22 protein-coding genes and 1 pseudogene are annotated in these 26,320 nt (G+C 58.9%); 19 read left to right on the top strand and 4 right to left on the bottom strand.

Annotated elements, in window-relative coordinates; genetic code table 11:
* Window positions 1-62: 62 nt before the first annotated feature.
* Window positions 63-2,075 (bottom strand): methyl-accepting chemotaxis protein, encoded by a 2,013-nt coding sequence (locus NMD14_08100; protein XEI34337.1) that lies wholly within the window; start codon window positions 2,073-2,075, stop codon window positions 63-65.
* A 252-nt stretch (window positions 2,076-2,327) separates the two neighbouring features.
* On the opposite strand from NMD14_08100, the gene hinT reads away from it, so the two are divergent.
* The 10 genes and pseudogenes from hinT (at window position 2,328) to tyrA (ending at window position 11,456) form a co-directional block, all read left to right on the top strand.
* Window positions 2,328-2,678, top strand: coding sequence for a purine nucleoside phosphoramidase (gene hinT / locus NMD14_08095; GenBank protein XEI34336.1), 351 nt, complete (start codon window positions 2,328-2,330; stop codon window positions 2,676-2,678).
* Window positions 2,678-4,114, top strand: coding sequence for a hypothetical protein (locus tag NMD14_08090; protein XEI34335.1), 1,437 nt, complete (start codon window positions 2,678-2,680; stop codon window positions 4,112-4,114). The genes hinT and NMD14_08090 overlap by 1 nt, the downstream gene beginning before the upstream one ends.
* 81 nt (window positions 4,115-4,195) lie before the next feature.
* On the top strand, window positions 4,196-4,594 hold the full coding sequence (locus NMD14_08085; protein XEI34334.1) for a YcfL family protein: 399 nt from the start codon (window positions 4,196-4,198) through the stop codon (window positions 4,592-4,594).
* Entirely contained in the window at window positions 4,594-5,190 is a 597-nt protein-coding gene (lpoB, locus tag NMD14_08080; protein XEI34333.1) for a penicillin-binding protein activator LpoB, read from the top strand. Before NMD14_08085 ends, lpoB begins: the two co-directional genes overlap by 1 nt.
* Window positions 5,180-6,037: a choline kinase family protein gene (locus tag NMD14_08075; GenBank protein ID XEI34332.1), complete on the top strand. Its 858-nt coding sequence runs from the start codon at window positions 5,180-5,182 to the stop codon at window positions 6,035-6,037. Before lpoB ends, NMD14_08075 begins: the two co-directional genes overlap by 11 nt.
* A 3-nt stretch (window positions 6,038-6,040) precedes the next feature.
* Window positions 6,041-6,898, top strand: a complete 858-nt coding sequence (locus NMD14_08070) for a DUF6279 family lipoprotein (GenBank protein ID XEI34331.1) — start codon at window positions 6,041-6,043, stop codon at window positions 6,896-6,898.
* 1 nt (window position 6,899) lies between these two features.
* Window positions 6,900-7,109 (top strand): annotated as a pseudogene (locus tag NMD14_08065) (protein translocase subunit SecF).
* A gap of 290 nt (window positions 7,110-7,399) precedes the next feature.
* On the top strand, window positions 7,400-8,701 hold the full coding sequence (glgC, locus tag NMD14_08060; protein XEI34330.1) for a glucose-1-phosphate adenylyltransferase: 1,302 nt from the start codon (window positions 7,400-7,402) through the stop codon (window positions 8,699-8,701).
* Between the two features lie 424 nt (window positions 8,702-9,125).
* Window positions 9,126-10,199: a 3-deoxy-7-phosphoheptulonate synthase gene (locus NMD14_08055; protein ID XEI34329.1), complete on the top strand. Its 1,074-nt coding sequence runs from the start codon at window positions 9,126-9,128 to the stop codon at window positions 10,197-10,199.
* 132 nt (window positions 10,200-10,331) lie between these two features.
* The gene (gene tyrA / locus NMD14_08050; GenBank protein ID XEI34328.1) at window positions 10,332-11,456 is read left to right on the top strand and encodes a bifunctional chorismate mutase/prephenate dehydrogenase; all 1,125 of its coding nucleotides are present in this window, start codon (window positions 10,332-10,334) and stop codon (window positions 11,454-11,456) included.
* 199 nt (window positions 11,457-11,655) lie between these two features.
* Here the strand turns inward: tyrA and NMD14_08045 are convergent, their stop codons facing one another.
* Window positions 11,656-12,654 (bottom strand): porin, encoded by a 999-nt coding sequence (locus NMD14_08045; GenBank protein ID XEI34327.1) that lies wholly within the window; start codon window positions 12,652-12,654, stop codon window positions 11,656-11,658.
* 396 nt (window positions 12,655-13,050) lie between these two features.
* Between NMD14_08045 and dinG the strand changes: the two genes are divergently transcribed.
* Window positions 13,051-15,138 carry an ATP-dependent DNA helicase DinG gene (dinG, locus tag NMD14_08040; protein ID XEI34326.1) on the top strand — a complete coding sequence of 696 codons (2,088 nt, stop codon included), beginning with the start codon at window positions 13,051-13,053 and terminating at the stop codon, window positions 15,136-15,138.
* Between the two features lie 142 nt (window positions 15,139-15,280).
* A complete protein-coding gene (locus NMD14_08035; GenBank protein ID XEI34325.1) occupies window positions 15,281-15,940 on the top strand; it encodes a DUF2057 domain-containing protein in 660 nt (219 codons plus the stop codon).
* Window positions 15,941-16,133: 193 nt separating this feature from the next.
* On the opposite strand, the gene ylqF is transcribed toward NMD14_08035, so the two are convergent.
* Window positions 16,134-17,084: a ribosome biogenesis GTPase YlqF gene (gene ylqF / locus NMD14_08030; protein XEI34324.1), complete on the bottom strand. Its 951-nt coding sequence runs from the start codon at window positions 17,082-17,084 to the stop codon at window positions 16,134-16,136.
* 323 nt (window positions 17,085-17,407) lie between these two features.
* Between ylqF and NMD14_08025 the strand changes: the two genes are divergently transcribed.
* From NMD14_08025 to NMD14_08010, 4 genes are all read left to right on the top strand, one after another.
* Window positions 17,408-18,805, top strand: a complete 1,398-nt coding sequence (locus NMD14_08025; protein ID XEI34323.1) for an alkaline phosphatase — start codon at window positions 17,408-17,410, stop codon at window positions 18,803-18,805.
* A gap of 11 nt (window positions 18,806-18,816) precedes the next feature.
* Window positions 18,817-20,208 (top strand): alkaline phosphatase, encoded by a 1,392-nt coding sequence (locus NMD14_08020; GenBank protein XEI34322.1) that lies wholly within the window; start codon window positions 18,817-18,819, stop codon window positions 20,206-20,208.
* A gap of 72 nt (window positions 20,209-20,280) precedes the next feature.
* A complete protein-coding gene (locus tag NMD14_08015; GenBank protein ID XEI34321.1) occupies window positions 20,281-20,967 on the top strand; it encodes a hypothetical protein in 687 nt (228 codons plus the stop codon).
* Between the two features lie 82 nt (window positions 20,968-21,049).
* Window positions 21,050-21,787, top strand: a complete 738-nt coding sequence (locus NMD14_08010) for a transporter substrate-binding domain-containing protein (protein ID XEI34730.1) — start codon at window positions 21,050-21,052, stop codon at window positions 21,785-21,787.
* A gap of 150 nt (window positions 21,788-21,937) precedes the next feature.
* Here NMD14_08010 and NMD14_08005 read toward each other — a convergent pair whose 3' ends face one another.
* The gene (locus NMD14_08005) at window positions 21,938-23,071 is read right to left on the bottom strand and encodes a GGDEF domain-containing protein (protein ID XEI34320.1); all 1,134 of its coding nucleotides are present in this window, start codon (window positions 23,069-23,071) and stop codon (window positions 21,938-21,940) included.
* 511 nt (window positions 23,072-23,582) lie between these two features.
* Here NMD14_08005 and NMD14_08000 point away from each other — a divergent pair.
* The 3 genes from NMD14_08000 (at window position 23,583) to NMD14_07990 (ending at window position 26,168) form a co-directional block, all read left to right on the top strand.
* On the top strand, window positions 23,583-24,383 hold the full coding sequence (locus NMD14_08000) for a transporter substrate-binding domain-containing protein (GenBank protein XEI34319.1): 801 nt from the start codon (window positions 23,583-23,585) through the stop codon (window positions 24,381-24,383).
* A 98-nt stretch (window positions 24,384-24,481) separates the two neighbouring features.
* A complete protein-coding gene (locus NMD14_07995; GenBank protein ID XEI34318.1) occupies window positions 24,482-25,441 on the top strand; it encodes an amino acid ABC transporter permease in 960 nt (319 codons plus the stop codon).
* Window positions 25,425-26,168, top strand: coding sequence for an amino acid ABC transporter ATP-binding protein (locus NMD14_07990; protein ID XEI34317.1), 744 nt, complete (start codon window positions 25,425-25,427; stop codon window positions 26,166-26,168). Before NMD14_07995 ends, NMD14_07990 begins: the two co-directional genes overlap by 17 nt.
* The last annotated feature ends 152 nt before the right edge of the window (window positions 26,169-26,320 follow it).

The following is a 26,320-nucleotide window of genomic DNA, read 5'->3' as shown; positions in this document are numbered from 1 at the left end:
CACGGCCGCAATAAAGAGAAGGCCCCGCAGCTGCGGGGCCTTGTTGTTTCAACTCTCGACCATCAGGCGCTGAGGCGGAAGCGCTTGACCAGGCTCTCCTGCTGCTCGGCAAGGGAGTCCAGCTGCTGGCTGGTCTCGGCTACCCGCTCAATCCCCTGATAGTTGAGATCCGAGATATCGGAGATGCGGTTGAGGTTGGTGGCGATATCGGCGCTGGTGGCCTGCTGCTGCTCGGCGGCAGAGGCGATCTGGCTCGACATGTCGCTGATCAGCACCACAATCCCCTGCACTTCCTCCATGGCGTTGTTGGCGTGAGAGCTCTGATCCACGCAACTGTCCATCTCGCGAGAGCACTCCTGCATCACGATCACTGCCTTGGCAACCCCCTGCTGCAGGTTTTCGATCATGGTCTGGATCTCGCTGGTGGACTGGGCGGTACGACCCGCCAGACTGCGCACCTCGTCCGCCACCACCGCAAAGCCGCGCCCCTGCTCGCCGGCCCGCGCCGCTTCGATGGCGGCGTTGAGGGCCAGCAAGTTGGTCTGCTCGGCGATACCGCGAATGACGTCGAGGATGTTGCCGATCTGGCTGCTCATGGCGCTCACATCGCCAATCACCTTGCCGGTCTGCTGCAGCTTGCCCGCCAGCTGATGAGTGGTGGTGATATTGCCTGCCATCACCTTGCGCCCCATCTCGGAGGCCTTCTCCACATCCTGCACCCGCTCCAGGGTCTGGTTCGCAGCCTGCGCCACCTCCCGCACCGAGGCCTCCATCTGGGTCATGGCGGCGGCGACCGAGGCGGTCTCCTGCCGCTGTTTCTCCAGATCCGCCCGCACCGATTCGGTGGTGTGGCGGTTGCCGTGAGCGGCATTGTTAAGCTGGGCCGACGCGTGTGAAAGCTGTGCCAGCACCTCCCCCATCTGGGCGATCAGCAGGTTGATCTGGCTGCCCAGCTGACCGAATTCGTTCTTGCTGCGAAAACCGATGCGCTGGGTCATATCGCCCTGGGTCACTTCGGTCAGCACCCGCAGCAGCTCCTTGAGGGGACGGCGAATAGCTTTGCCGAGGGTGTAGGCCACCAGCATGGCAATCAGGATGGCGACCCCTATGCTGGCTCCCTGAGTCAGGGTGCTCTGGCTCTGTGCGGCTTTGGCATGCTGAATGCTCTGGTTCATCAGTTGCTGGCTCTGAGCGGTGATCCGCTCAAGCCGATCCTGAATTGCCACAATAAGCGCGCTCGCCTGCTTGCTCTGCTCCCGCATCTGTTCCTGCTGCTTCATCAGCGCCAGATACTGGGAGAGCACCCCTTCGCTCGCGGTGGTGTCACGCACGAAGCCGTGAACATAGTGGCCCATGTCGTTTTCGAAGTTCTTGAGCTCCCCTTGCAGATCCTTGATGGTGCTGTTGAACCCCTCAATCTGCATCTTGTTGCGCTTGAGTGCCCCTTCGATGGGGGCCGGAATGGTCTGGTTGAGGGCGTCCATGGTAGAGAGTTCGATGGCGGAGAGCTTGGTGGTGAGGGTCTCGGAGAGCATCTTGATGAAGCTGTCGTCGATGGTGAGCATCATGTCCCCCAGACTCTTCTTGAACTGGGGCAGGCTGACCTGAAACTGCCCCTTGGCCAGATTGACCTTGTGCAGCCGGGTGAGCAGCGCCTCGTGTTCGCCGGGCAGGGTGTCGGTCAGTTGCAGATAGCTGTCAACCTGTTGGCTAAGGCTGCTCATCTCCCCTTGCAGTTCGGGGTGGTGGGCGACCTGCTGGCGCAAGGCGTCAAGGCTCTTGCCCACCGCGGCTTTGGCCTGTTTCAGTTCGGCCACTTCGGCCGGCAGCAGTTTGGGATCCTGCTCGGTGAGCACATCCCCCAGCCACTTGTTGGCGCTGAGCAGGGTGATCTGGGTCTGGCTGCTGGCAATCACCAGCGGCATGGACTGCTGGGTAACCTGCTCCAGCGCATTCCCCAGGGTCTCCTGACTACGAAATGTGAGCAGTGAACTGGCCACCATCACGGCCACCAGGATCGCGAAGCCAAGGTAGACTCGCTGCAAGATGGAGAGATCCGACATTGTTTGTTTCATTATTGTCCCGCTGTATATGCAAAAGTCCCTTGCCTGAGTACCCCGTCCTTTTGATACCCTGCAGACCACCCTGAACAGGCGCTGCAGATGACGTCCCTCTGGCTATCGGTATTTTTAACAATTACTGAAGGGAATGGGACATCAGCTGTGTCAAATGTCGGCTTGTGTCACACTTGGCGTGCTGCTCGCCCCCCTTTCGGGAGCCGCTTGGGGTTCTAGTTCAATTTTCTGTTTCATATAAGGGAGTTAGCCATGGCGCAAGAAACCATTTTCAGCAAAATCATCCGTAAAGAGATCCCCGCCGACATCCTTTATCAAGACGATCTGGTCACCGCATTCCGGGATATCCAGCCCAAGGCCAAGACCCATATTCTGATCATCCCCAATGTGCTGATCCCCACCGTCAATGACGTGGAAGCCGAACATGAACTGGCCCTTGGCCGGATGTTCACCGTGGCCCGCAAGCTGGCCAGCGATGCGGGCATTGCCGAAGATGGCTACCGCCTCATCATGAACTGCAACCGCCATGGCGGGCAGGAGGTCTACCACATCCACATGCATCTGGTCGGTGGCCAGCCGCTGGGGCCGCTGCTCAGCCTGTAATGAATCGCCACACCGCAACCTGCCGCCGCGCCCTGTTGCTCTGCGGCGCCCTGCTGTTGCTGGGGGGCTGCGCCTCCCGCTGGCAGGATATGTTCGTCTCCTACTCCGATCAGATGGTGCCGCTGCGCAACCAACTGCTGCTGGGCCATGCCGCCGAGGCGCTGCCCGAGGTGCGTGACTCGACCCTTGGGGATGACACCTTTGTCCTCGATCGCCTTGAAGAGGGGCGCATCGCCTGGCTCGCCGGTCAGGATGCCGGCAGCAAACAGGCGTTCACCGCCGCCGACAGCCGCCTTCAGTGGGAAGACAATCAGGCCGAATACCGGCTGAGCCACGGGCTCGATCAGGTGGGTAGCCTGCTCACCAACGATCAGTCGATGGCCTATCGTACTCCCGATTACGAACGCACCATGCTGCACCACTATCTGGCCCTCAACTACCTGCAACGGGGGGATGCCGATGGCGCCCTGGTGGAGGTACGCCGGGCCAATCAGGTGCAGGAGCAGGCGCTGAAACGGCGTGCCGACGAGGTGAACAAGGCGAAGGATGAGAGCGAAGAGGCCGAGGCAGAAGGCGAGATGCGCCAGCTGATGTCGCGCGGCGCACCGGATCTCGATCGGTTGATCGGCCGGGTCAAAAACGGTTTTCAGAACGCCTACACCTTCTATTTTTCCGCCGTGCTCTATGAGGCGGCCGGGGATCTCAACGATGCCTGGGTCGACTATCAGCGCGGCTACCAGATAGCGCCGGACAACCGCAGCCTGCAAGATGCCTTGCTGCGTCTGGCGCGGCTGCGTGGCGCACCGGACGAGATCCGCGAGACCGAGAAAAAGGTAGGCCGCAAAGCGCCGCAGCTTGCAAAAGATCAAGGCCAACTGGTGGTGCTGTTTGAAGATGGTTTGATCCCGGCACGACGCGAACTGTTTCTGCCGCTGCCCATCTCCACCTCCCGCGGCGATTTTCGCACCTTTACCGTTGCTATCCCCTATTACGATAATCGGGCCAGCGATACCGGCCCGCTGACGGTAGAGGTCGGCAAACGGGTCGAACAGACCAGCGAGCTGGTGCGACTGGAAGCACTGGCCGCCAAAGATCTGCAAGAGCGGCTGCCCGGCATGCTAACCCGTCAGGTGTTGCGACTGATGGCCAAGGAGCAACTGCGCCACACCGCCGCTAAAGAGGGGGGTGATGTGGGCAATATTGTGGTGGGGCTCTTCAATACTCTCTCCGAGCGGGCCGATACCCGCAGCTGGCTGACGCTGCCGGCGCAGGCATCGAGTTGGCAGGGGATGTTGCCTGCGGGCGACGTAAACCTCACCCTGGGCGCGGGTGCTGCCCAGCGTCAGTTGCCACTGACCATTCACAGCGGCCGTACCACCCTGGTCTGGGTTCAGCGCCTCGGCGCCGGTCTGACCACCCGGGTGATGCCGCTCTGAGCACGCCGCGAATACAGATAAAAGAGACGATGAATGGGTAGGCTCACTCGCTGCCCCACTCACCTCATTAAGGAGAGCAAGATGAAAGCATACGGGTTGGCCCTCGGGCTCGCAGTACTGCTCAGCGGCTGCGCCACCAATACCTCCGGCATTGCGCTCTATGGGGCACCGGGCGCCGCAGCGGTGGCAGAGCAGCATCAAAACGTCAACGTCACCCTGACCGAGCTGAGCCGCCGTGAACAAAATGGCCTGCTGCAGGTCAATGTGGCCGCCGCCAGCACCCAGCGCGGCGATAACAAGCTGCAATATATGTTCTATTGGTATGATGAGGCCGGTCAGGAGGTCGCCAGCGATGGCCGCGGCTGGACACCGCTCAAGCTGCATGGCTATCAGACCCGCACCCTCTCGGCCCTGGCGCCCAGCCCGGCGGCACAGGGTTACCGGATTTACGTACGCGAAGTGATTGAGGAATCCAACTGATGAAAATGAATCATGCCCTGCTGATATTGACCGGCGCCTTGCTGCTGGGCGGTTGCTCCAGCACTACCGTCAGCTATGGCGATCCCACTGAAACCGAAACCGTCACCGTCGATTACGGCTCAAGCGATCTGCAGGCCATCGCCGACAAGATGGCGGACTCCATGCTCGCCTCCCCCGCCACCAGCGAGATCACCGCTGGCGGTCGTCCGGTGATGTTTATGGACTCCATCCGCAACAAGACCTCTGAGCACATCGATACTGAAGCGATCACCGACACCATCCGCACCAAGCTGCTGCGGGCCGGCAAGTTCCGCTTCGTTGACATGAGCAAGGTGGCCGCCGTCAAGCAGCAGCTCGAATACCAGCAGAGCAGCGGCATGGTAGACCCGGCCTCCATGGTGCGTCTGGGCAAACAGACCGGTGCCCGCTACATGGTCTATGGCAACCTCGCCAGCATCGTCAAGGACAATGGCAAGGTGAAGGATGTCTACTACCAGATGACCATGAACCTGATGGATCTGCAAAACGGCGAACTGCTGTGGGCCGATCAGAAAGAGATCCGCAAACAGGCGAAGAAATCCACCTTTGGCTGGTAACAGGCTCCCGGTAACGAGCAACGGTGATCCGCTACTGGCCAGCCTGCCCGCCCCCTGGCGGGAGGGGCAGCTGGAACCACTCGGGCTTGGTCTGACCAACTGCAACTATCGACTGCGCCTCCCCTCGGGGCGCAGTTACTTTTTGCGGCAGGGCCATCCCGATCCGCTGCGCCTTGGCATCGACCGTTCCACCGAGTGGCAGCTTTATCAGGGGGCGATGGCCGAAGGGTGGGCGTTGCCCTGCCACTATGGTGATCCTGCCAGCGGCCTGATGCTACTCGAATGGTGTGATGAGCCCAACTGGACGCACGCGGCGCCACCGGCAGCCGATCAGCCCCGTCTGCTGGCAGAGGTGCTGCGCAAGCTCCATCGCCTGCCGCTGCCCGCGGTGGTGATGGCGGTGCGGGCTCACGCCGCAGGCTATCGCGCCCGACTGGCCCACATTCCCTCCTGGCTGCCCGCACTGGAGCGGGGCTTGCTCGCCAATCGTGAGCCAAATGATTGCTGGCGCCCTTGCCACCATGATCTCAATCCGGCTAACTTGTTGGGAAGCAAACCCTGGGTCATCGACTGGGAGTATGGCGCGGCAGGTCACCCCGGCTTTGAGCTCGCCAGCATCCAGCGTACCCATGAGTGGTCCGCCGAGCGGCGCGACGCGCTGGAAGCGCACTATCTGCAGGCCCTGCCGCGCCACCAGTGGCCCGATTTTCAGAGCGAGGCATTTTTACCCTGGGTCGACTATATCGGCCTGCTCTGGGCCCTGCTGATGGCAGAGCAACAGGCCTCACCCGACGATTCACCCGACTACGACACCCTGATCGCCATCAACCGGCAACGACTGGAGTAACAGATGATAAACAAGGTGCGCTGGCACAAGCCGAAAACCTGGGGTCTGCTGCTGATCGGCCTGCTGCTGACCGGCTGCTCGACCCGGGTGATCTACTACTGGCTCGATACCGCCATCATCTGGCAGCTGGATGACTATTTCGCCCTCTCCTATTCGCAGAAGGATCTGCTCAGCCGCGAAGTGAAGGGGCTGATGGCCTGGCACCGCCAGCATGAGCTGCCGCGCTACGCCAACGATCTCGACGCACTGGCCAAGGCGGTGGCCAGCCCCATGACCCCGGCGCAGATCTCGACCAATCTCGATGCGGTGCAGCAGAGCCTGACCCGCACGCTGGAAAACGCCATTCCCCGCACGGTCAGGCTGGCGCGCACCCTGAGCGACGAGCAGGTGACCCGCTTTATGGCCGATCGGCTCAAGCGCCAGCAGGAGCGGCAACACGACTTTGCCACCCAGCCCAAAGAGCAGATGCTGGCGGAGTTTCGCGACAAGATGAACCAGCGCCTCGAATACTGGATTGGCGAGGTGAAACCGGCGCAGGCGCCGCTGGTCGCCCAGTGGGCCGAGTGGCAATACGAGCTGATGCCCCCCTGGCTCGAGTTCCAGACCTCCTGGACCAAAGAGCTGGACAGGCTGATGAGGCAACGCCAGAGCCCCGATTTCACCCGCGAGCTGACCGAACTGCTGGCACAAGGGGACGGTATGATGGATGGCCGTTTTACCGGCTATACCGAGCAATCGCGCCAGCGCACCGTCAACTGGCTGAGCGCCATGAGCCAGTCGCTGGATATCTCCCAGCGGGCCCATCTCTACTCCCTGCTCAAGGGCTACGCCCGCGACTTCGAGCAGATGACCGGAGGCTGACAAGGCGACCTTCAGTCGCACCATAATCACCTTGGGTACCACCCTGTTTACCGTGGGCGCTCTGCTGCTATTTGGTGGTGACGCCCTCTACGACGTCCTCTTCACTCTATTTGCCGGGATCCTGGTGGGCACAGTCCCCTCCATCACCGTCGCCTCGACCGTGCAGGAGCTGCTGAACCTCACCCCGCTGGCCTACCAGCAGAAGAGTGACCTGAGCCTTGTTAATCAGGCCCGGCTCACCGGGTCTCAACGAACCGGGCCCCAGCAACCATTGGCAGGGGCTTTTTCCATCCCTCTCCCCAATCTCTCACCACCCTTTTGTCGCCCACTCACCTCAAGTTGACAACTGACCATATTAAAAGCAATGACGGATCAACCCGTCATTTTTAATAACAAAAAGGTCATTTTACTACATGAAAACCCTAAAATGTGACTGAAAGCACTTTCTTGGATCCCCAACGGAGGCAGCATTGTAGTAATTTATCTACAAAGGGATATGAGATGTTGTTACAACCTGCCAATACAGCAAAATCCAGACAGTTGCTGAACGAGACCATGGCTTTGGTACTCGCAGGAGGGCGGGGGAGTCGCCTCAAACAGTTAACCGATAACCGTGCAAAACCTGCCGTCCATTTCGGCGGCAAATTCCGTATCATCGATTTCGTGCTCTCCAACTGCATCAACTCCGGCATTCGTCGGGTCGGTGTCGTGACCCAGTACAAATCCCACAGCCTGTTGCGCCATCTCCAATCGGGCTGGTCTTTCCTGCGCTACCAGATGAACGAGTTTATCGATCTGCTCCCTGCCCAGCAGCGGGTGGATGAGGTGAACTGGTATCGCGGTACCGCCGATGCGGTTTACCAGAATCTGGATATCATCCGCGATCATGCCCCCAAATATGTGGTGGTGCTGGCTGGCGATCACATCTACAAGATGGATTACGCCGCCATGCTGCTCGACCACGTCAATATGGGTGCCAAGGTGACCGTGGCCTGCATCGAGGTGCCACGCAGTGAAGCAAGCGCCTTCGGGGTGATGGCGGTGGATGATGATCGCAAGATCAACGCCTTCGTCGAAAAGCCCGCCAACCCGCCCGCCATGCCGGGCAAGGCCGACACCGCGCTGGCCTCCATGGGGGTCTATATCTTCGATGCAGAGTATCTCTATCAGCTGCTGGAAGAGGACATTGCCAACGAGCAGTCCCACCACGATTTCGGCATGGACGTGATCCCCCGCGTGGTGAAAGAGGGCTCCGCATTCGCGCACCCGTTTGGCATGTCCTGTGTCGGCTGCTGTCCGGATCGTCGCCCTTACTGGCGCGATGTGGGCACCGTGGACTCCTTCTGGGAAGCCAACATGGATCTCGCCTCAGTCACGCCGGAGCTCGATATCTACGATCAGGACTGGCCCATCTGGACCAGCCAGAACATGACTCCCCCTGCCAAGTTCGTGCAGGACAGAAACGGCCAGCACGGCATGACCATCAACTCCATGTTTGCCGGGGGCACCATCGTCAGTGGCTCCTTCATCCTGAGTTCGGTGCTCTTTACCAATGTGCGGGTCGACTCCTTCTGCACCCTGGATCAGGCCGTGATCTTCCCGGGTGTGGAGATCGGTGCCGGTTGCCGACTGCGCCGGGTGGTGATCGATAAGGGCTGCAAACTGCCGGAAGGCACGGTGATTGGTGAAAACGCCGATGAAGATGCGCGCCGCTTCCACCGCTCCGAGCAGGGCATAGTGCTGGTCACTCAGGAGATGCTCACTCGCCTGAACAAAGAACTAAAGACGCAACAAAAGCGCTGATCCGCAGCCAGACGGGGATACCCCTTCCAATAACAGAGGGAGCCAGATTGGCTCCCTCTTTCTATAGCTTGTATGGCTTGGCTAGGTACCTCACACTAGCAACGCTATCGGGCGCACTCTCGCAGAGATAACATTCACTGTGGGCGAAAGCCTGGGCAACACAACGCTACCTTCCCCCACACTATTAATGTGTAAATATTTAATTACACAAAAACCATAACACCTCCGCTAAATCATCCAAATTATTCCTGTCAGTGCTATATAAAGGCTCCTTTATCTGAATTCAAAGCGATAGATTCGCTAGTTTCACTTGATTGTTTATTTTTACTTGGTAAGGTGAGGGCGGTTGCGTAACAAAGCAGGTACCATCGTAAACATTTCGGTACAATCGCTTTTAGCTTAATACAGTAGAGAGAATGAGAAAATGCAAAGAGACCCCCTGAACAACATCCATATCCAGTCCGAACAAGTGATGATCACACCTGCCCAGCTCAAGGAGAAACTGCCTATCTCCGATCGCGCGCTGGCATTCGTGCAAGGGGCCCGCACTACCATCGCCGACATCATCCACCGCCGCGATCACCGCTTGCTGGTGATCTGTGGTCCCTGCTCCATCCACGACATGGACGCCGCCAAAGAGTACGCAACCAGACTCAAAGCGCTGCATGACGCCTATCAGGACTCTCTCTACATTGTCATGCGGGTCTACTTTGAGAAGCCGCGCACCACGGTCGGCTGGAAGGGCTTTATCAACGACCCCAATCTGGATGGCACCTTCGATGTGGAGCTGGGGCTGCACCGCGCCCGTGAGCTGCTCTGCTGGCTGGCCGAGCTGGAATTGCCGCTGGCCACCGAGGCGCTCGATCCCATCAGCCCGCAATACCTGGCGGAGCTCTTCTCCTGGTCGGCCATCGGCGCCCGTACCACCGAATCCCAGACCCACAGGGAGATGGCGTCCGGCCTCTCCATGCCGGTCGGCTTCAAGAACGGCACCGACGGCAACCTGGGCACCGCCATCAATGCGCTGCAGGCGGCCTCCTCCCCTCATGCCTTCATGGGGATCAACCAGCAGGGCCAGGTTGCCTTGCTGCAGACCCAGGGCAACCCGGATGGTCACGTGATCCTGCGCGGCGGCAAGCACCCGAACTACGATTCGGTCAACGTATCGCTGGCGGAAGAGGCACTGGAAAAGGCGGGCCTGCTGCCCGGTCTGGTGGTGGATTGCAGTCACGGCAACTCCAGCAAGGATCACCGCTTGCAGCCCAAGGTGGCCGACAACGTCATCCACCAGATCCAGGAGGGCAACCGCTCCATCATAGGGGTGATGCTCGAATCCAACCTGTTCGAGGGCAACCAGTCCAGCGAGCAGCCCAAGGAGCAGATGCGTTACGGGGTCTCCATCACCGATGCCTGTATCGACTGGGATAGCACAGCCGCTCTGCTGGCCCGCTGCCACCACCAGCTGGCTGACCCTCTTAAGGGCAGAACTGCACGGTAAGCCGTGTTATCTTGTCGTAACCTATTGAACAGTCGGGGTATCACCGCATGAGGCAGCAAGCCTTTCATGCCGTGATACCTTGTTGCATTTTGAATTTCAGGGCGCCGCCAGCGGTGCTAGCAGGGGCTGGATATGGCTGAAGAGTTGAATGTACTCAGGGACAAAATAGATGCGGTGGACAAGCAGCTGATCGATCTGCTGGCCGCTCGTCTGGCCCTGGTGGGCGAAGTGGGTGAGGTAAAGAGCCGCCACGGCCTGCCTATCTATGCGCCGGATCGGGAGGCGAGCATGCTGGCCCGCCGTCGCGCCGAGGCCGAACTGCTGGGCGTGCCCGGCGATCTCATCGAGGATGTGCTGCGCCGGGTGATGCGCGAATCTTATGCCAGCGAGAAAGACACTGGCTTCAAATGCATAAAGCCGGATCTTGGCAAGGTGGTCATCATCGGCGGTCAGGGCCAGCTGGGTCGGTTGTTTGGCCATATGTTCAGCCTCTCCGGCTATCGGGTCGAGACGCTGGAGCAAGCCGACTGGCCGCGCGCAGACGAGATCCTCGCCGGTGCCGGTCTGGTGATGGTGGCAGTGCCCATCGACATCACCTGCCAGATCATCGACCGGCTCGGCAACCTGCCAGCAGATTGCCTGCTGGTGGATGTCACCAGCGTCAAATCAGCGCCGCTCGAGCACATGCTGGCGGTACATCAGGGGCCGGTACTGGGGCTGCACCCCATGTTCGGGCCAGATGTGGCGAGCCTTGCCAAGCAGGTGATCGTCTGCTGTCAGGGTCGTGATCCCGCCGCCAGCCAGTGGCTGCTGGATCAGATGACCATCTGGGGCGCCCGCTTGCAACAGGTGGAAGCCAAGGCCCACGATGAGGCGATGACCCTCATTCAGGCGCTGCGTCACTTCGCCACCTTTGCCTATGGCTGGCACCTCTCCCGGGAGCAGGCCAATCTGGATCGCTTGCTGAGTTTGAGCTCCCCCATCTACCGGCTGGAGCTCGCCATGGTCGGACGACTGTTTGCCCAGGATCCCCACCTCTATGCCGACATCATTTTGTCGTCACCGCAGAATCTGGCGATGATCCGCCGCTACTATCAAAACTTCGGCGACGCGCTGGCGCTGCTGGAGCAGGGTGACCGAGCCGGATTTATCGACGCCTTCTCGCAGGTCTCCGATTTCTTCGGTGAGCACGCCGACCAGTTCCTGCGGGAAAGCCGCATGCTGCTGGCCCAGGCCAACGACCGCCGGCAGAGTTAAGATGAAATAGCGCTTGCACCTGCGCAGATATGCAAAGAGGGAAGATGTTCAGCATCTTCCCTCTTTTACTTTGTACTTGGTGAATCACGAGCTATCTACCAAAAAACATCCAATAAAAAACGGGCGGTCAGTGTGAACTCTGACCGCCCATTTCACGCTGATGGAAGGCAACCTTGTGGTTGCATCATCTGCGCATTAATTAGAATGCGTACAGCAGGCCTGCATACACTACGTCATCACTGTTAACTGTGGCGTTGTCGAACTTATATTCGCCGTAAGCCAGGAAGTTACTAGTGAAGTTGTAGGTTACGCCCAAGGTGGTGAAGATAGAACGTGCATTGGTCTCTTTAGTTTCTGCATTGTTGTAGACCACATACGGAGTCCATGCATCAACATTGTAAGAAGCTGCCAATTCGTAGCCACGAGTCTTCTCTTCAGTACCAGCAAAGTCTTTAACTTTCGAGTCGCTATAAGAGGCACCCAGATAGAGGCCACTCAAAGTGTAGGAAGCACCCAGACCCCAATCCTTCTTGCTATCAGTGCTAGAGGCTGAAGTTTCGTTAAACTCTTTCTGCTCAAGGCCCGCAGCTACTGACAGACCGAACGGCGCATCATAAGCCAGCTTGGCAGCATAACCACGATCCAAGTCACCTTTAACACTCACGATACCGTTATTGCTGCCAGCGTCATAACCACTGTTTGCAGTGATATAGCTCGCACCGAAAGAGACGCCATTCCACTGACCGTCGTAACGAACCTGACCTTCCTGACGACCATCGTAAACGCTGGCTCCGCCAGAGTTTTCATTGGCGATATCGGCCTTGCCGATGACATCGTTGAAGACTGTGTCCAGCTGACCGAAACGGATCATGCCATACTGGGAGCCATCCAGGCCGACATACACCTCACGGGAAGTGATGTCGTCAGCAGCTGTATTTTCACCAGACTTATTGGCAGTTAACTGCCACTCGCCCTTGGCCAGACCAGACCAAGTATCGTTCAAGGCGACTTTAGCACCCAGACCAACACGAGCACGACCAGCCAGATCTTCACTTTTCTGGTCATGGTCGCTCACAAACTGAGTGCGCAGGTTGCCGGTAACACTTACTTGAGTACCGTCTTTGTCATAGATCACTGCGGCGTTAGCAGCGGAAGCAAACAGAGCCGGGATAGCAATAGCCAGAATTGTCTTTTTCATAGTTTCCAATGCCTACTGTAATTAAACACTAAGTTGTTGTTATTCCCTGTGTTAGCGATGTTCTTTGCATCACTATGCCGCCGAGACTAGCACCGGATTTTTTGAACCGCAATGAAAAAACTTGGAACTTTTTACGGAAACCATAGTCATGGAGGCAAAAATGTGAGCAAGCTCTCACCCTGCGGCGAGATGATGGGAAAACGTTTACAATCGAACCTGCTGATTATTTGGACTCAAATAGTTTGTTTTTTATGCAAACCAGGCTAACCCCCTGATAAACCACCAATGTGGTCTGATCAGCGTAAAACGGCCGTGATAATGGCCGTTGCCTCGACCTCACCAAGGGGTTGCGGGTATCCTTATCCCTCGACTCACTCCCAATTTGGTCTGCTCTTCATGCTCTCTACTCGCCTCAAAGCCACCATTCGTCACACCTATCGCCAGATTGCCGATGGGTTACCCGGTTTTGTGCCGCGCAAAGAGCAGAACTTTCTGGTGGCCGAGATCGCCAAAACCCTGACCGGTGAGTACGACAAACAGCGTCGGATCCTGGTGGCCGAAGCCGGAACCGGTATCGGCAAATCCCTCTCCTATGCGCAGGGCGCTATCCCGGTCGCGCGGCTCACCCAGAAGAAGCTGGTGATCTCCACCGCCACCGTGGCGCTGCAAGAGCAGTTGATCCACAAAGACCTCCCCTTTTACCACCGCCACAGTGAGCTGCCGTTTCGCTTTATGCTGGTCAAGGGGCGAGCGCGCTACTGCTGCGAACACCTGCTGGAGCAGGCGGCCAGCGGCGCCGAGATGGCCAACTTCGAGCTCGACTTTTTGCTGCAAAATACGGGCTCCCTGAGCAAGCACAAACCATCGGAGAGCGACAAGGATCGTTACCAGGCGCTGTGGCAGGCCTACACCAATGGCAAGTGGGACGGGGATCGGGACAACTGGCCAGAGCCCATTCCCGACACTTGCTGGGATCGCATCGCCGCCGACCGCCACACCTGCAACAAGGCGCTGAGCCATCATCAGCACTGCCCCTTTCATCGCGCCCGCAACGATATGGACAGTGCCGATGTGCTGGTGGTGAACCATGCGCTGCTGCTCTCCGATCTCACCATGGGCGGTGGCATCATTCTGCCGCCCCCTGATGAGTGCATCTATGTGCTGGATGAGGCCCATCACCTGCCCACCATCGCCCGGGATCACGGCGCGGCATCGGCCAGCGTCAAAGGCTCACGCCGCTGGCTGGAGAAGCTGGTACAAAGTGCAGGCAAGCTGGCGCGAACGCTTAATAAGGAAAGCCTGCTCGACCCCCAACTCAAACTGCAGGATGCGCTGGCCTCTATTCAGCCTGATCTCAAGGCCATAGAGCAGTGGCTCGGCGCCAACGATAGGCTGTTTGGTAGTGAACCCCACTACCGCTTCGCCGAAGGGGTGTTGCCAGACCCCCTGCCGATGCTGGCGGAAAACCTCAAGGAGTCGAGCAAGAAGGCACTGCGGGCACTGGACCGGATGCAGGGGGCCATCGGAGAAGCGTTGAAAGATGGCGAGATCCGTCGCAAGGAGGCCGAACCCCTGCTGGCCGAGAGCGGTTTTCATCTGCAGCGGCTGGAGAGTTTCTGCGCCCTGTGGGAGATGCTGGGGCGCCATGTTCCGACCGGCAAGACCCCGCTCGCCCGCTGGATGGCCAAGAGCGACGATGGCGATATCTGGCTGCATGCCTCACCGATAGAAGTGGGCTATCTGCTGGAAGAGTGGCTCTGGTCGAAATGTCTGGGGGCCGTGCTGGTCTCGGCGACCCTCACCGCCCTCTCCTCCTTTAGCTATTTTCGCCATCAGGTGGGGCTCAAAGAGCACGATGGCACTCGCTATCTGCGTCTGCGCTCCCCCTTTGACTATCAGAAAGCCGAGCTCTATCTGCCCAAAATGGCGCACGAACCCAACTCGCCTGCTTTTACCAGCGAGCTTGTCAGCGTGCTGCCGCGCATTCTGGCTGGCAAGGAAGCGAGTCTGGTGCTCTTCTCCTCCTACCGGCAGATGAATGAAGTGGTGGCAGGCCTGCGTGCCAAGGGGCTGTCACTGCTGGTGCAGGGGGAAGCGTCCCGCAATGCCCTGCTCACCCTGCACAAGCAAAAATGCGATGGCGGTCAGCCCAGTATTCTATGTGGTACCGGCAGCTTCTCGGAGGGGTTGGATCTGCCGGGTCACTACCTCACCAATCTGGTGATCACCAAGCTCCCCTTCGCGGTGCCCAATTCGCCGGTCGAGGAGGCCACCGCCGAATGGGTGGAGCAGCGAGGGGGCAATCCGTTCCTGCAACTGACGGTGCCGGAGGCATCGCGCAAACTGATCCAGGCCTGTGGACGTCTCATACGCAAAGAGGCCGATCGGGGACGGGTCACCATTCTTGACCGGCGTCTGTTGACCAAACGTTATGGCAAGGGGTTGCTCGATGCCCTCCCGCCGTTTACACGGCGGATCGAGTAAATAAGCCTGCCTTTATTGATAAACCAAGTGGCAACGGCACGAACTTTCGCCCCCAGAAAGAGCCATTGCCGCAGTAGGCCAAACCTGTAAAAATGAGCCCCTGTTTTCAGTGGGCAATCGCCTGACTGTTCAAGGAGATGAAATGAAACTGACTGTTCTGGTACCGGCGCTGGCTGGTCTGTTGTGGGCCGGTAGCGCCCTGGCTAATGCCCAATTGGAAGTGTCCAATCCTTATGTCGTCCAGCTGATCGATGGTCAGTCCATCAACCCCAAGCTGCTCGACAAAACCAGCACCTTCCCCCTCTCTGCCGGCAAGCACCAGTTGGTCGTCGCCTTTGAAGGCAACTACTCCAGCCGTAACGAAATCAAACTGGTGACCGCCGAGCCGCTGGTGCTGAACTTCACCGCCGCCGACAATCAGCAACTGGTGCTGGATTACAAGAAGCCACGCAACGAAACCGAAGCCAAACAGTTCCTGAAAGATCAGAAAGTGGCGCTGAAAGACAAGGTCAGTGGTCAACAAGTGAGTAGCGAACAGTTCGTGATGCCAAAAGTTGAGGGCTTCCAGCTGACCCGTGACTATCAGCAAGAGCTGATCAACATGGGCAAAGCCTTCAACCAGCCCAAAACCGTTGCCGTCTCTTCTGCTGCGGTGATGGCTGCCGCCAGCGCGCCGGTTCAGGTTGCCCCCAGCAAGGCGCAGAGCAATCCGGAAGCCCTGACCCAGCTGCAAAACTGGTACAACAAGGCGGACGCGGAGACCCGCAAAGCGTTCCAGATCTGGGTTATCCAGCAGCAGTAATCTGATACGTGCATTCTGATCCGTCAGGAATGACAAGGGGAGCCAAGCTCCCCTTTTCTATATCCTGCCGTTTCATCACCCCTCGTCTTGATTTGCGCACTTGTCTTTTCCCTCTTATGTAGGGCATGCATGTGCTGATTTCATAGACAGAAAGCGCCGCCTTGCCAGGCAAACTCGGTATGACTGAGGATAACTATTTCTGACGCTTGCGGGCGTACTTGCGACGGGCGCGGGCCTGACGCTCCTCTTCCCGCTCGGCCTTCTCTTTGGCTTTTTGCTCGGCTTCTTCTGCGGCGTCGACAATCTCGACGCTCACCATCTCCGGCGTCTCCAGCGAGATGCGCCCCAGCAGGCCGGAGCGGAACTCGTTGATCAGGATCTCGGACGCCTTGTGCAGGTCAGCCAGACCCCCTTTACGCACGAAGGCGCGTTGGCGGGCAATCATCTCCAGCAGTTCGATCTCGGTCTCGGGCAGTTCAGCTATCTGGTAGCGCGCCTTGATCCGCTCCGGATAGGCCTTGATGAAGTAATCGGCGGCGAACATGGCAATATCGGCATAGTCGAACACCGTATCCTTGATGGCCGCGGTGATGGCCAGACGATAACCGCAGGAGGGCGGGTTGAGCTTGGGCCAGAGAAAACCCGGGGTATCGGTCAGGATGACGTTGTTCTCCAGCTTGATCCGCTGCTGGGACTTGGTCACCCCCGCCTCGTTGCCGGTGCGGGCTATGATGCGCCCCGCCAGGGTATTGATCAGGGTGGATTTACCCACGTTGGGGATCCCCATGATCATCGCCCGTACCCCACGCAGGTCGAAATTACGCTCCGGCAACATCTCGTGGCAGAGGGTCAGCAGTTGCTTGATCTTCTCCGGCTCCTGTTGCGTCAGCGGCAGCGCCTTGATCCCCTTCTCTTTTTCCATGTGCGCCACCCACAGGTCGGTGATCGCCGGATCGGCGAGGTCCGCCTTGTTCAGCACCTTGATCACCGGGGTATCACCACGCAGCTCGGGCACCAGCGGATTTTCGCTGGAGAAGGGGATGCGGGCATCGAGCATCTCGATGATCACATCGACCTGGGGCATGACCTCGGCAATCTCTTTGCGGGCCTTGTGCATGTGACCGGGGAACCAGTTGATGGACATATCCGTTACTCTCTGTGGGGGCTGCGGGCGGGCGCATGGAACAACAGGCGCTCTGCCGCGGGCATCGAACGAAGGGGGCGCATTTTAACTGCTGCGGGCCTATTTTGACAGGTCATTCTAGCCATCACCTCATCAAATCAGCAAACCGTTGAAGCGGAGCAACCTTGCCGGAAGCGACCAGACCAGTCAGAACAATTGACAGATAACACATTGATATAAAGTAACATTTTTATCCTCTTTTCACACAACCGTCACCGATAGTCAGTAAAAGTGTCATCTGCCCCCTCTAGGCTGCGCTCAGGTTTTACAAGGAGCGAACCCCAATGAGAAAAATGGCAGGACTTGCAGTGATGATCGGCGCCGCCCTGGCTGCCGGCTGCAAATCAGACAATGACACGGTGGCGACCAAGCCCGCAGCCCAACCCACCAACGTCATCTTCTTCCTCGGTGACGGCATGGGCCTCAACACCCTGACGGCGGCCCGCATCTACGGTGTCGGCGAAGAGGGTGATCTCACCATCGATACCCTGCCAGAGACGGCCTTTATCAAGACCTTCTCCCACGATGCCCAGGTCACTGACTCGGCCCCCTCCATGGCGGCCTACATGACCGGGGTCAAGAGCAACAACGGCGTCATCAGCATGGACGGCGACGCTACCTATGAAAGCGACTGCAGCAAGAGCGCCGGCAAGCCGGTGACCACCCTGCTGGAGCTGGCCAAAGCCGATGGCCGCGGTACCGGCGTGGTGACCAGCACCCGGGTGACCCACGCCACCCCGGCAGCAACCTATGCCCATATCTGCAACCGGGATCTGGAGGCAGATATCGCCGCCCAGCTGGTACCGGGCGGCAAAGGCTACAACAGCGCCCTCAAGGAGGGGCTGGATGTGGTGCTCGGTGGCGGCAGCAGTTTCTTCCTGCCCAAAGCTGACAAAGGCAAGCGGGAGGATGGCCGCAACCTCATCAGCGAAATGCAGGCCAAGGGCTACCAGTTTGCCAGCAATCTGGACGAGCTGAACAAGGCCGATGCGGGCAAGCCGCTGCTGGGGCTGTTTGGTGCAAGCCACATGAAATATGACCTTGACCGCCCCGCCAACGAGCCGTCACTGGCCCAGATGACCCTGGCCGCCATCAAGCAGCTCAAGGGTAAGGAGAAAGGTTACTTCCTGATGGTGGAAGGGGGCCGTATCGACCACGCCCTGCACGACACCAACGCCAAGCGGGCGCTGCAGGACACCCTCGCCTTCGACAACGCCATCAAGGCCGCCATCGACGAGGTGAAAAAGAGCGACCCCGAGCTGAAAAACACCCTGATCGTGGTCACCGCCGATCACGACCACACGCTAGTGCTCAACGGCTATGCCAAGCGCACCGGCAAGACCACCGCCGACAACCCCGGCGTACTCGGGCTGGTGAAGAACTACGAGACGGGCGAATCGAGCAAGGATAGCGAGGGCATGCCCTACACCATCATAGGTTTTGGCAACGGCTACAACCGGGTGGATGGCCCGCGCAGCAGCGTCGCCCCGCTCGATGATGCCACCGTCTCCGCCAATGACTACCACCAGGAAGTGGTGGTCAAGGTGGGCGAGATCGGCAACGAGACCCACGGCGGCACAGATGTCTTCCTCGGCACCATCGGCAAGGGGGCTGACAGCTTCCATGGCTCACTCGATAACACCGCCGTGTTCGGCAAGATCAAGGCTGCGGCCAAGCTGTAAGGAGCACTTTCATGAGCAAACAGATGAACACATCCATCAAGCACACGCTGGTCTGCGCCGCCCTGTTCAGTGCGCTGGGCGCAACCTCCCAGGCACAGGCCGGTGATGCCAAAAACGTCATTCTCTTTATCGGTGATGGCATGGGCCCCACCGTGCTCACCGCCACCCGCCTGTTCAAGGTGGGGGAAGAGGGCAATCTGGAGATGATGAAACTGCCGCACAGTGCCCGCATCAAGACCTTCTCCAACGATGCCCAGACCACCGACTCGGCCCCCTCCATGGCGGCCTACACCACCGGGGTCAAGATGAACAACGAGGTGATCGCCATGAGCAGCGACACCAAAGCCGTCGCCCCCGGCAAAGACGTCAATGGCAACAAAACCGTCAACAATTGCAGCAGCGATAACGGCAAGCCGGTGCCCACCATCCTGGAGCTGGCCAAGGCGGCAGGCAAATCGGTCGGAGCCGTCACCACCACCGAGCTGACCCACGCGACCCCGGCGGCTACCTACGCCCACATCTGCCATCGGGATGCAGCTTATGATATCGCCGTACAGGCCGTTCCGGGGGGCGCTGGCTATAACAGTGCCCTCAAGGATGGGGTCGATGTGCTGATGGGCGGTGGTGCCAACCACTGGACCCCCTACAGCGCCAGCAACAAGGGCGGTCGCAACGACAACCGCGACCTGACCGCCGAGATGACCGCGCAGGGATACAGCTATGTCACCACCCAAAGCGATCTGGCCAAGGTCACCAGCGGCAAGCTGCTCGGTCTGTTTAGCAGCAAATCCCATCTCGACTACGAGCTGGATCGGGTCGCCAAGGGGGCGGCCAATACCCAGCCGTCGCTCTCCGAGATGACCGCCAAGGCGATCGATCTCTTGAGCCAGAACAGTCAGGGTTACTTCCTGATGGTAGAGGGTGGCCGGATCGATCACGCCCTGCATGGCACCAATGCCAAGCGCTCGCTCACCGACGCGGTGGCACTGGACGAGGCGGTCAAGACGGCGCGGGGTAAAGTGGATCTCAACAACACCCTGATCGTGGTCACTGCCGACCATGACCACACCATGACCATCAACGGCTACGCCGCCAAGGGCAATCCGGTGCTGGATCTGGTGAAAAATGGCGACGGCTCGACCCAGAACGACGTGGATGGCAAGCCCTTCACCACCCTGGTGTTCGGTAACGGCCCCAACCGTGCGGACGTGCGCCCCGTCCTCACCAGCGATCAGGTGATGGCCAATGACTACCTGCAGGAGACCGGCGTCAAACTGACATCGGAAACCCACGGCGGCGGCGATGTGATGCTGTTTGCCGATGGCGCCGGCAGCAACCGCTTCAAGGGCACGCTGGATAACACCAAGGTGTTTGGCAAACTGCGGGAGGCGCTCGGCCTGTAAGCAGCGGGGGCCCGGGTGCAGCTGAGCAATTGACTCAGCACCCCGGGCCCCGGCTCTTTCGAGCGACGATACATGATGCGATCATCTCTATTTATATGGTTACTTTGCTCCCTGACTTCCCTCCCCCTTTATGCCGATGACACGCCCCCGGATCTCGCCGCCCGGATCAGCTATCACGACCGGAACACCGGCAGCGATGGCATCGCCAGAGAGAGTATCTGGCAAGAGAAGTGGCTGCGCGTGGGCAATCAGGTGTGGAGCCAGCGGCTCATTCCCCTGCCCCTTGCCCGTGCCTATCACGCCACTCACGACGCCACGCCCGGCCACAAGCACTTTACCCACCAGATGGCGGCCCGCTGGGTCAGTCGCAGTGATGAGGGTGAGCTGCAACTGCGTTATGCCGATAGCTGGCACAACCAGCTGGTAGAGGTGCCGATGGAAGAGTATGGCCAGGTGGACTTCAAGCCCGACTGGCGGCGGATCCGCCATCTCATCAACCCGGCGCTGATCGAGGGGATGACCCCGCTGGATGAGGCCGCCCCCGAACAAGCCCGCTGGTATCAAAAACGCGAAGGGCGGCAACGAACCCGCATTCTCTGGTCGCATCAGTGGCAGATCCCGCTGGTGGTGGAGTCGGCCAGTCTCGACGGCTATCGCAGCTACCGGATGGAGGTCACCCTGCGCAAACTGCCCGCTCGGCTCCCCTGGCTGCAACTAGCCGATTACGAAGTACGCGATCTGCGGGATTTCTTCGACTGAGATCCCAACCCCTGAGCGGGTAGAGAGACAACGCAGGCAGGAATGTTACACTCTGACTATTCGACTCTGGCTCACGACCTTGATGCGCGCTCTCTGCCTGCCTTTTTTTGCCCTGCTGCTATTACTGGTGAACACCGGTGCCCAGGCTATTGTGCTGGTGGCGGCCGAGTTGCCTCCTTACGTCATCCAGTCCGCCCATGGTAAGCCAACCGGTGTGGGCATCGAGATCATGGAAGAAGCGGCTCGCCGTCTAGGCGAGCCGCTCACCATCGAGCTGATGCCCTTCCCACGCGCACTGACCCAGGCAATTCACCGCCGGGATGTATTGATGATCCCCCCCGTACGCAGCAGCCAGCGAGAGCACCTCTATCAGTGGGTAACACCCATCCTCGATGAGCAGTTTTTGATCGTCAGTGATCGCCGTTTTCACCCAAAAGCACTGCAAAGCAGCGATTTGAAAACCCTTGATGTAGGCGTGCTGCGCTACTCATTTAGTCAACACCTGCTCAAACAACGCATCGGGATCCAGGGCGAGACAGTGGCAGATGAGCAACTGAACGCTCATAAACTCCATCGCGGTCGCATTGATGCCTGGGTCGCCGCATGGAATGTCATCCTTTATGCCCAACAACAGGACAAGCGATCGTCACAACAACTGGTTCGCGGGGAAGTACTGATGAACACCCAACTGTTCCTGGCCGCTCACAAGGATTTCCCCGTCAAAGAGGCGCAGCGCTGGCAAGCCGTGATCGACGAGATGCGCCGTGATGGCTCGCTCACGCGGATCATCCGTAAGTATCACTATCAGTTTCCTGAGTAGTCACTCAATCTCGGTTGCCAAGGCTGACCAGAATAGTTATGGCAGCCCGATGAAAATACTCGCTATTTCCTCGCATTTGCTCACCCCCTGCCAAGCCCCCGCTGGTAGCCAGCTTCATCTCTACCGCCGGCTGGTTTTGCCTCTGGAACATCAGGCAGCCTGACAGACCCGGTTCTTCCCTTCTCGCTTGGCCCGATAGAGGGCGTCATCCGCGTGGCTGAACAGGTGGTCGAAATGCCACTCTCCCTGCCAGTGGGCGACCCCCATGCTGACGGTAATATGGATCCCCTCCACCTCGCTGGCCGCGAACTGAGCCCGCAGTGACTGGCATCGGGCAATCGCCTCGTCTGCGGTGGCATGACGAAACAGCAGCACAAACTCCTCGCCCCCAAAGCGGCTGGCCAATACGCCCTCCAGCTCGCGCAGTGCCAATCCGACCCACGCCAGCACCCGATCGCCCACCTCATGACCATGCCTATCGTTGATCTGCTTGAAGTCATCCAGATCGAGCACCACCAGCGCCCCCTGTTGTGCAGGGCGTCCCCGGGCCAGACGCTCCATAAAACCACGGCGATTGAACAACCCGGTCAGCAAGTCATGACTGGCCTGATAGCGCAGCTCTAGCGCCCGGTGCTGGTTGCAGAGCAACAGCACCCCGAAGGTGAGCATGGAGCTGCCCACCAGCATGGAGACATAGGGCAACACATTGAACAGCTGACGCTGGAACGGGCTTTCGATCACCTCGCCCCACACGGCAAACATCCGCATCAATGTCATGGCGATCAGCACCAGATTGAGGCCAATCAGCACCCAGACCGCCACCTGATAATCGGGTCGGCCGTGACGCCAGAGCTGCCAGATGATCAGCGTACTGAGCACCAGGAAGGTAGAACTGCTGATCATCACCCGCACCGCAATCCGGCCATCGATGGCGACCGACCAGGTCATGATGATGGCAAACAGCAGGATGAATCCCCAACAGGTGCGCCAGCCGGGCGATTGCCGAAAGAAACAGCGCTGGGCGACCAGCAGCAACAACACATGAAAAATCAGGAAGACATTGCCAACCCAGGAACCATAGGGGGTGGGGGTCAGCAGCAAACTGGCAAAACCCGCCTGACCCAGCATGGCAAACAGGCTGGACCACCACCAGACCCCGACACCGGGAATATCATGGTGGGTAATACGAATGATGGTAAGCGTGAGAAAACCGAGACAATAGCCACACAAGGCCATGATCATCAAGGTAAAAATATCCAGCTTGAGCAGTAGTGAGGCGTCCATACCAAAGCCATGTAGAGAGGGTAACTGAGTATATGAGAAGCCTTTGCCAAGACCCAGAGGACTCTGACTATTTTCACAATAAAAACATCCTGTTCACCCAGTTTTCGCGCTGCCATATCACTCGCGCCATTTCGTCACCAAAGGCTCGAATCATCTCCGCGGATGAGCCCCATCAGATAAAGTCACATTCGAGGCCCTCACTGTGTAACAAAATGTCTTGAGCACAATTTGGGCTTGAACCCACCCCATTAGATAGATATGTTGTTTTCGTGTGATTTCATGAATGAAGCCATGAGCAATAAATGTCTCTAACCTGTTGAGTCTTCTGACACAACCTGTTTTTGGTACATTTTTCACTCAACCACTATTCATAGCATCTCATATGGGGCTTTTGTCCCGTTCAAGACATTCATCCTGTCTTGCCTGTTGCCGGATGCAGCAGTCTCTTGTGCCACGGAGTCGCACGGGATCAGGTTCAAGGCTGAACACACCACCGACAGAGACGTCACTTATGATCAAAAAACTGATTCTTTCTACCCTGCTGTTTTGCGGGATCGCCACGGCGGCCCCGACCCCAGCCCCTACCTCCACCCTGGATGCCGTGCTCGAACGTGGCGTGCTGCGGGTCGGCTTCGATGCGGGCTACCAACCCTTCGAGATGACCAACAAGCAGGGCCAATACATCGGCTTTGACGTGGATCTGGCCAAGATGGTCGCCAAAGAGATGGGCGTGAAGGTCGAGTTCGTCAACACCGCCTGGGATGGCATCATTCCGGCGCTCTTGACCAACAAGTTCGACGTCATCATGGGCGGCATGACCGTCACTCCCCAGCGCAACCTGCGGGTCAACTTCGCCGATCCTTACATCGTGGTCGGCCAGACCATCGTCCTGCGCAAAGAGAAGGCGGGCGAAATCAAATCCTTCACCGACCTCAACGATCCCAAGTACAAGATCGCGGTCAAGCTCGGCACCACCGGCGAGCAGGCGGTCAAGCGCCTGATCCCCAAAGCAACCCTGCTGCAGTTTGAAACCCAGGATGACGCCAAGCTGGAAGTGATCAACGGCAAGGTTGATGCCTTCGTCTATGACCTGCCCTACAACGCTATTTTTGCCTCCCAGAATCAGGGGGCCGTGGTGCACCTCGACAAGCCGTTCACCTTCGAGCCGCTGGCCTGGGCCATCCGCAAAGGGGATCAGGACACCCTCAACTGGTTCAACAACTACCTGCGCCAGATCAAGGGCGATGGCAGCTACGACCGTCTTTACAAGAAGTGGTTCGAATCCAATACCTGGCTGAACCAACTCAAATAGCCTCTGGGGGCGGCGCATGCCGCCCCTGCACCACGCAGCTCCCCACCCAATAACGAGAAGAGGTTGTGACTGTGCACACACCCAAACCGACAAGACAGATGGAAAAACAGCCCAATCAGCTACTCTGGCATGGGGTTTTCCTGCTGATGCTGCTGGTTGCCGTATTCGGCATCTATAAGGCTGTCCAGTCAGTGGATTACACCTGGCGCTGGGAACGCATTCCCCAATACATCGCCTATCAGGCAGAGCAGAAGAATCTGGCCGAATTTGACGGCACCGTGATTGCAGGTACCAGCGAAGCCGAGAAGGGCAAGCTGTTCCTGCAAGACGATCTCGACCCCAATGTGCGGCAAGCCATTGCCAGCACCGGCGTACAAGTCGCCGAAGGGGATACCATTTTTCGTGGTGATACCCTCGACACCCAGTTGAGCTGGACCGCTGGCCCCATCGCCTGGGGCGTCTGGGTCACCGTCAAGCTCTCGCTGGTGGCCGGTATCTTCGCCATCCTGCTTGGCACCCTCGCCGGGCTGGCGCGTCTCTCCCCCAATCCCGCCCTGCGCAATCTGGCGGTCACCTACGTGGAGCTCATCCGCGGCACGCCGCTGCTGGTGCAGATCTTTATCGTCTACTTCTTTATCGGCACCGTGCTGAACCTCGACCGCTTCACCGCCGGGGTCGCCGCACTGGCGGTCTTTACCGGCGCCTATGTGGCGGAGATCGTCCGCGCCGGTATCAGCTCCATCCACAAGGGGCAGATGGAGGCGGGTCGCAGTCTGGGCATGACCTCGGCCCAGACCATGCGCTACGTCATTCTGCCGCAGGCGTTCAAGCGGGTGCTGCCGCCGCTGGCGGGCCAGTTCATCAACCTGATCAAGGACTCCTCGCTGGTCTCGGTCATTTCCATCACCGATCTGACCAAGGCGGGGCGCGAGGTGGTCAGCTCCACCTTCAGCCCGTTCGAGGTGTGGTTTACCGTGGCCCTGCTCTATCTGGTGCTCACCGGCACCCTCTCTTTCCTGGTACGGCGTCTGGAGGTGAAATATGCGCGCAGCAACTGATCCCATTATCAAAGCGACCGGCGTAGAGAAGTTCTACGGCACCGAGGTGCATGCCCTGAAAAACGTCAGCACCCAGGTGGCCGAAGGGGAAGTGGTGGTGATCGTCGGCCCCAGCGGTTCCGGCAAATCGACCTTCCTGCGCACCCTCAACCAGCTGGAGACCATCAACGATGGTAACATAGTGGTCGATGGCATCAGCCTGACCGAGCCGGGCGATGTCAACAAGTTGCGGGAAGAGGTAGGCATGGTGTTCCAGTCCTTCAACCTCTTCCCCCACCTGACGGTGCTGGACAACATCACCCTCGCCCCGCAGAAAGTGCGCGGCCTGTCGCGCCGTGAGGCCGAAGACAGAGCCAAGGCGCTGCTGCTGAAAGTGGGCCTGTCGGTGAAAGCGGCCAGCTACCCGTCCCAGCTCTCCGGCGGTCAGCAACAGCGGGTGGCCATCGCCCGAGCGCTCGCCATGCAGCCGCGCATCATGCTGTTTGATGAGCCGACCAGTGCGCTCGACCCCGAAATGGTGGGGGAAGTGCTGGATGTCATGAAGGGCCTCGCCCGCGAGGGGATGACCATGGTGGTAGTGACTCACGAGATGGGCTTTGCCCGCGAGGTGGCAGATCGGGTGCTCTTTATGGAGAGTGGCGAACTGCTGGTGGATGAAAAACCGGCCGACTTCTTCGACAATCCCCCCTCCCCGCGTCTGCGCCAGTTCCTAAGCCAGGTGCTGTAAGTACGACCGAGGGAGCCCAGGGCTCCCTCTTTCATCCCCACCTTGCCCATGATCCCCCCTGACGCATCCCCTGTGGCAGCCTCTCGCCATCTGGTTGTCCGCCCCACGAATGGAGGAAGTATGTTAATGAAATTATAAATTCATTCGGTATG

Source organism: Aeromonas veronii, assembly GCA_041319085.1.
GTDB classification, from domain to species: Bacteria; Pseudomonadota; Gammaproteobacteria; order Enterobacterales; family Aeromonadaceae; genus Aeromonas; species Aeromonas veronii_F.
Note: the sequence above shows the minus strand (reverse complement) of the source record. Positions and strands in the feature narration are given on the sequence as shown.

Coding starts and splice junctions, on each gene's coding strand:
- NMD14_08100 (XEI34337.1), bottom strand. CDS start 2,075: ATGAAACAAACAATGTCGGATCTCTCCATCTTGCAGCGAGTCTACCTT.
- hinT (XEI34336.1), top strand. CDS start 2,328: ATGGCGCAAGAAACCATTTTCAGCAAAATCATCCGTAAAGAGATCCCC.
- NMD14_08090 (XEI34335.1), top strand. CDS start 2,678: ATGAATCGCCACACCGCAACCTGCCGCCGCGCCCTGTTGCTCTGCGGC.
- NMD14_08085 (XEI34334.1), top strand. CDS start 4,196: ATGAAAGCATACGGGTTGGCCCTCGGGCTCGCAGTACTGCTCAGCGGC.
- lpoB (XEI34333.1), top strand. CDS start 4,594: ATGAAAATGAATCATGCCCTGCTGATATTGACCGGCGCCTTGCTGCTG.
- NMD14_08070 (XEI34331.1), top strand. CDS start 6,041: ATGATAAACAAGGTGCGCTGGCACAAGCCGAAAACCTGGGGTCTGCTG.
- glgC (XEI34330.1), top strand. CDS start 7,400: ATGTTGTTACAACCTGCCAATACAGCAAAATCCAGACAGTTGCTGAAC.
- NMD14_08055 (XEI34329.1), top strand. CDS start 9,126: ATGCAAAGAGACCCCCTGAACAACATCCATATCCAGTCCGAACAAGTG.
- tyrA (XEI34328.1), top strand. CDS start 10,332: ATGGCTGAAGAGTTGAATGTACTCAGGGACAAAATAGATGCGGTGGAC.
- NMD14_08045 (XEI34327.1), bottom strand. CDS start 12,654: ATGAAAAAGACAATTCTGGCTATTGCTATCCCGGCTCTGTTTGCTTCC.
- dinG (XEI34326.1), top strand. CDS start 13,051: ATGCTCTCTACTCGCCTCAAAGCCACCATTCGTCACACCTATCGCCAG.
- NMD14_08035 (XEI34325.1), top strand. CDS start 15,281: ATGAAACTGACTGTTCTGGTACCGGCGCTGGCTGGTCTGTTGTGGGCC.
- ylqF (XEI34324.1), bottom strand. CDS start 17,084: ATGTCCATCAACTGGTTCCCCGGTCACATGCACAAGGCCCGCAAAGAG.
- NMD14_08025 (XEI34323.1), top strand. CDS start 17,408: ATGAGAAAAATGGCAGGACTTGCAGTGATGATCGGCGCCGCCCTGGCT.
- NMD14_08020 (XEI34322.1), top strand. CDS start 18,817: ATGAGCAAACAGATGAACACATCCATCAAGCACACGCTGGTCTGCGCC.
- NMD14_08015 (XEI34321.1), top strand. CDS start 20,281: ATGATGCGATCATCTCTATTTATATGGTTACTTTGCTCCCTGACTTCC.
- NMD14_08010 (XEI34730.1), top strand. CDS start 21,050: ATGCGCGCTCTCTGCCTGCCTTTTTTTGCCCTGCTGCTATTACTGGTG.
- NMD14_08005 (XEI34320.1), bottom strand. CDS start 23,071: ATGGACGCCTCACTACTGCTCAAGCTGGATATTTTTACCTTGATGATC.
- NMD14_08000 (XEI34319.1), top strand. CDS start 23,583: ATGATCAAAAAACTGATTCTTTCTACCCTGCTGTTTTGCGGGATCGCC.
- NMD14_07995 (XEI34318.1), top strand. CDS start 24,482: ATGGAAAAACAGCCCAATCAGCTACTCTGGCATGGGGTTTTCCTGCTG.
- NMD14_07990 (XEI34317.1), top strand. CDS start 25,425: ATGCGCGCAGCAACTGATCCCATTATCAAAGCGACCGGCGTAGAGAAG.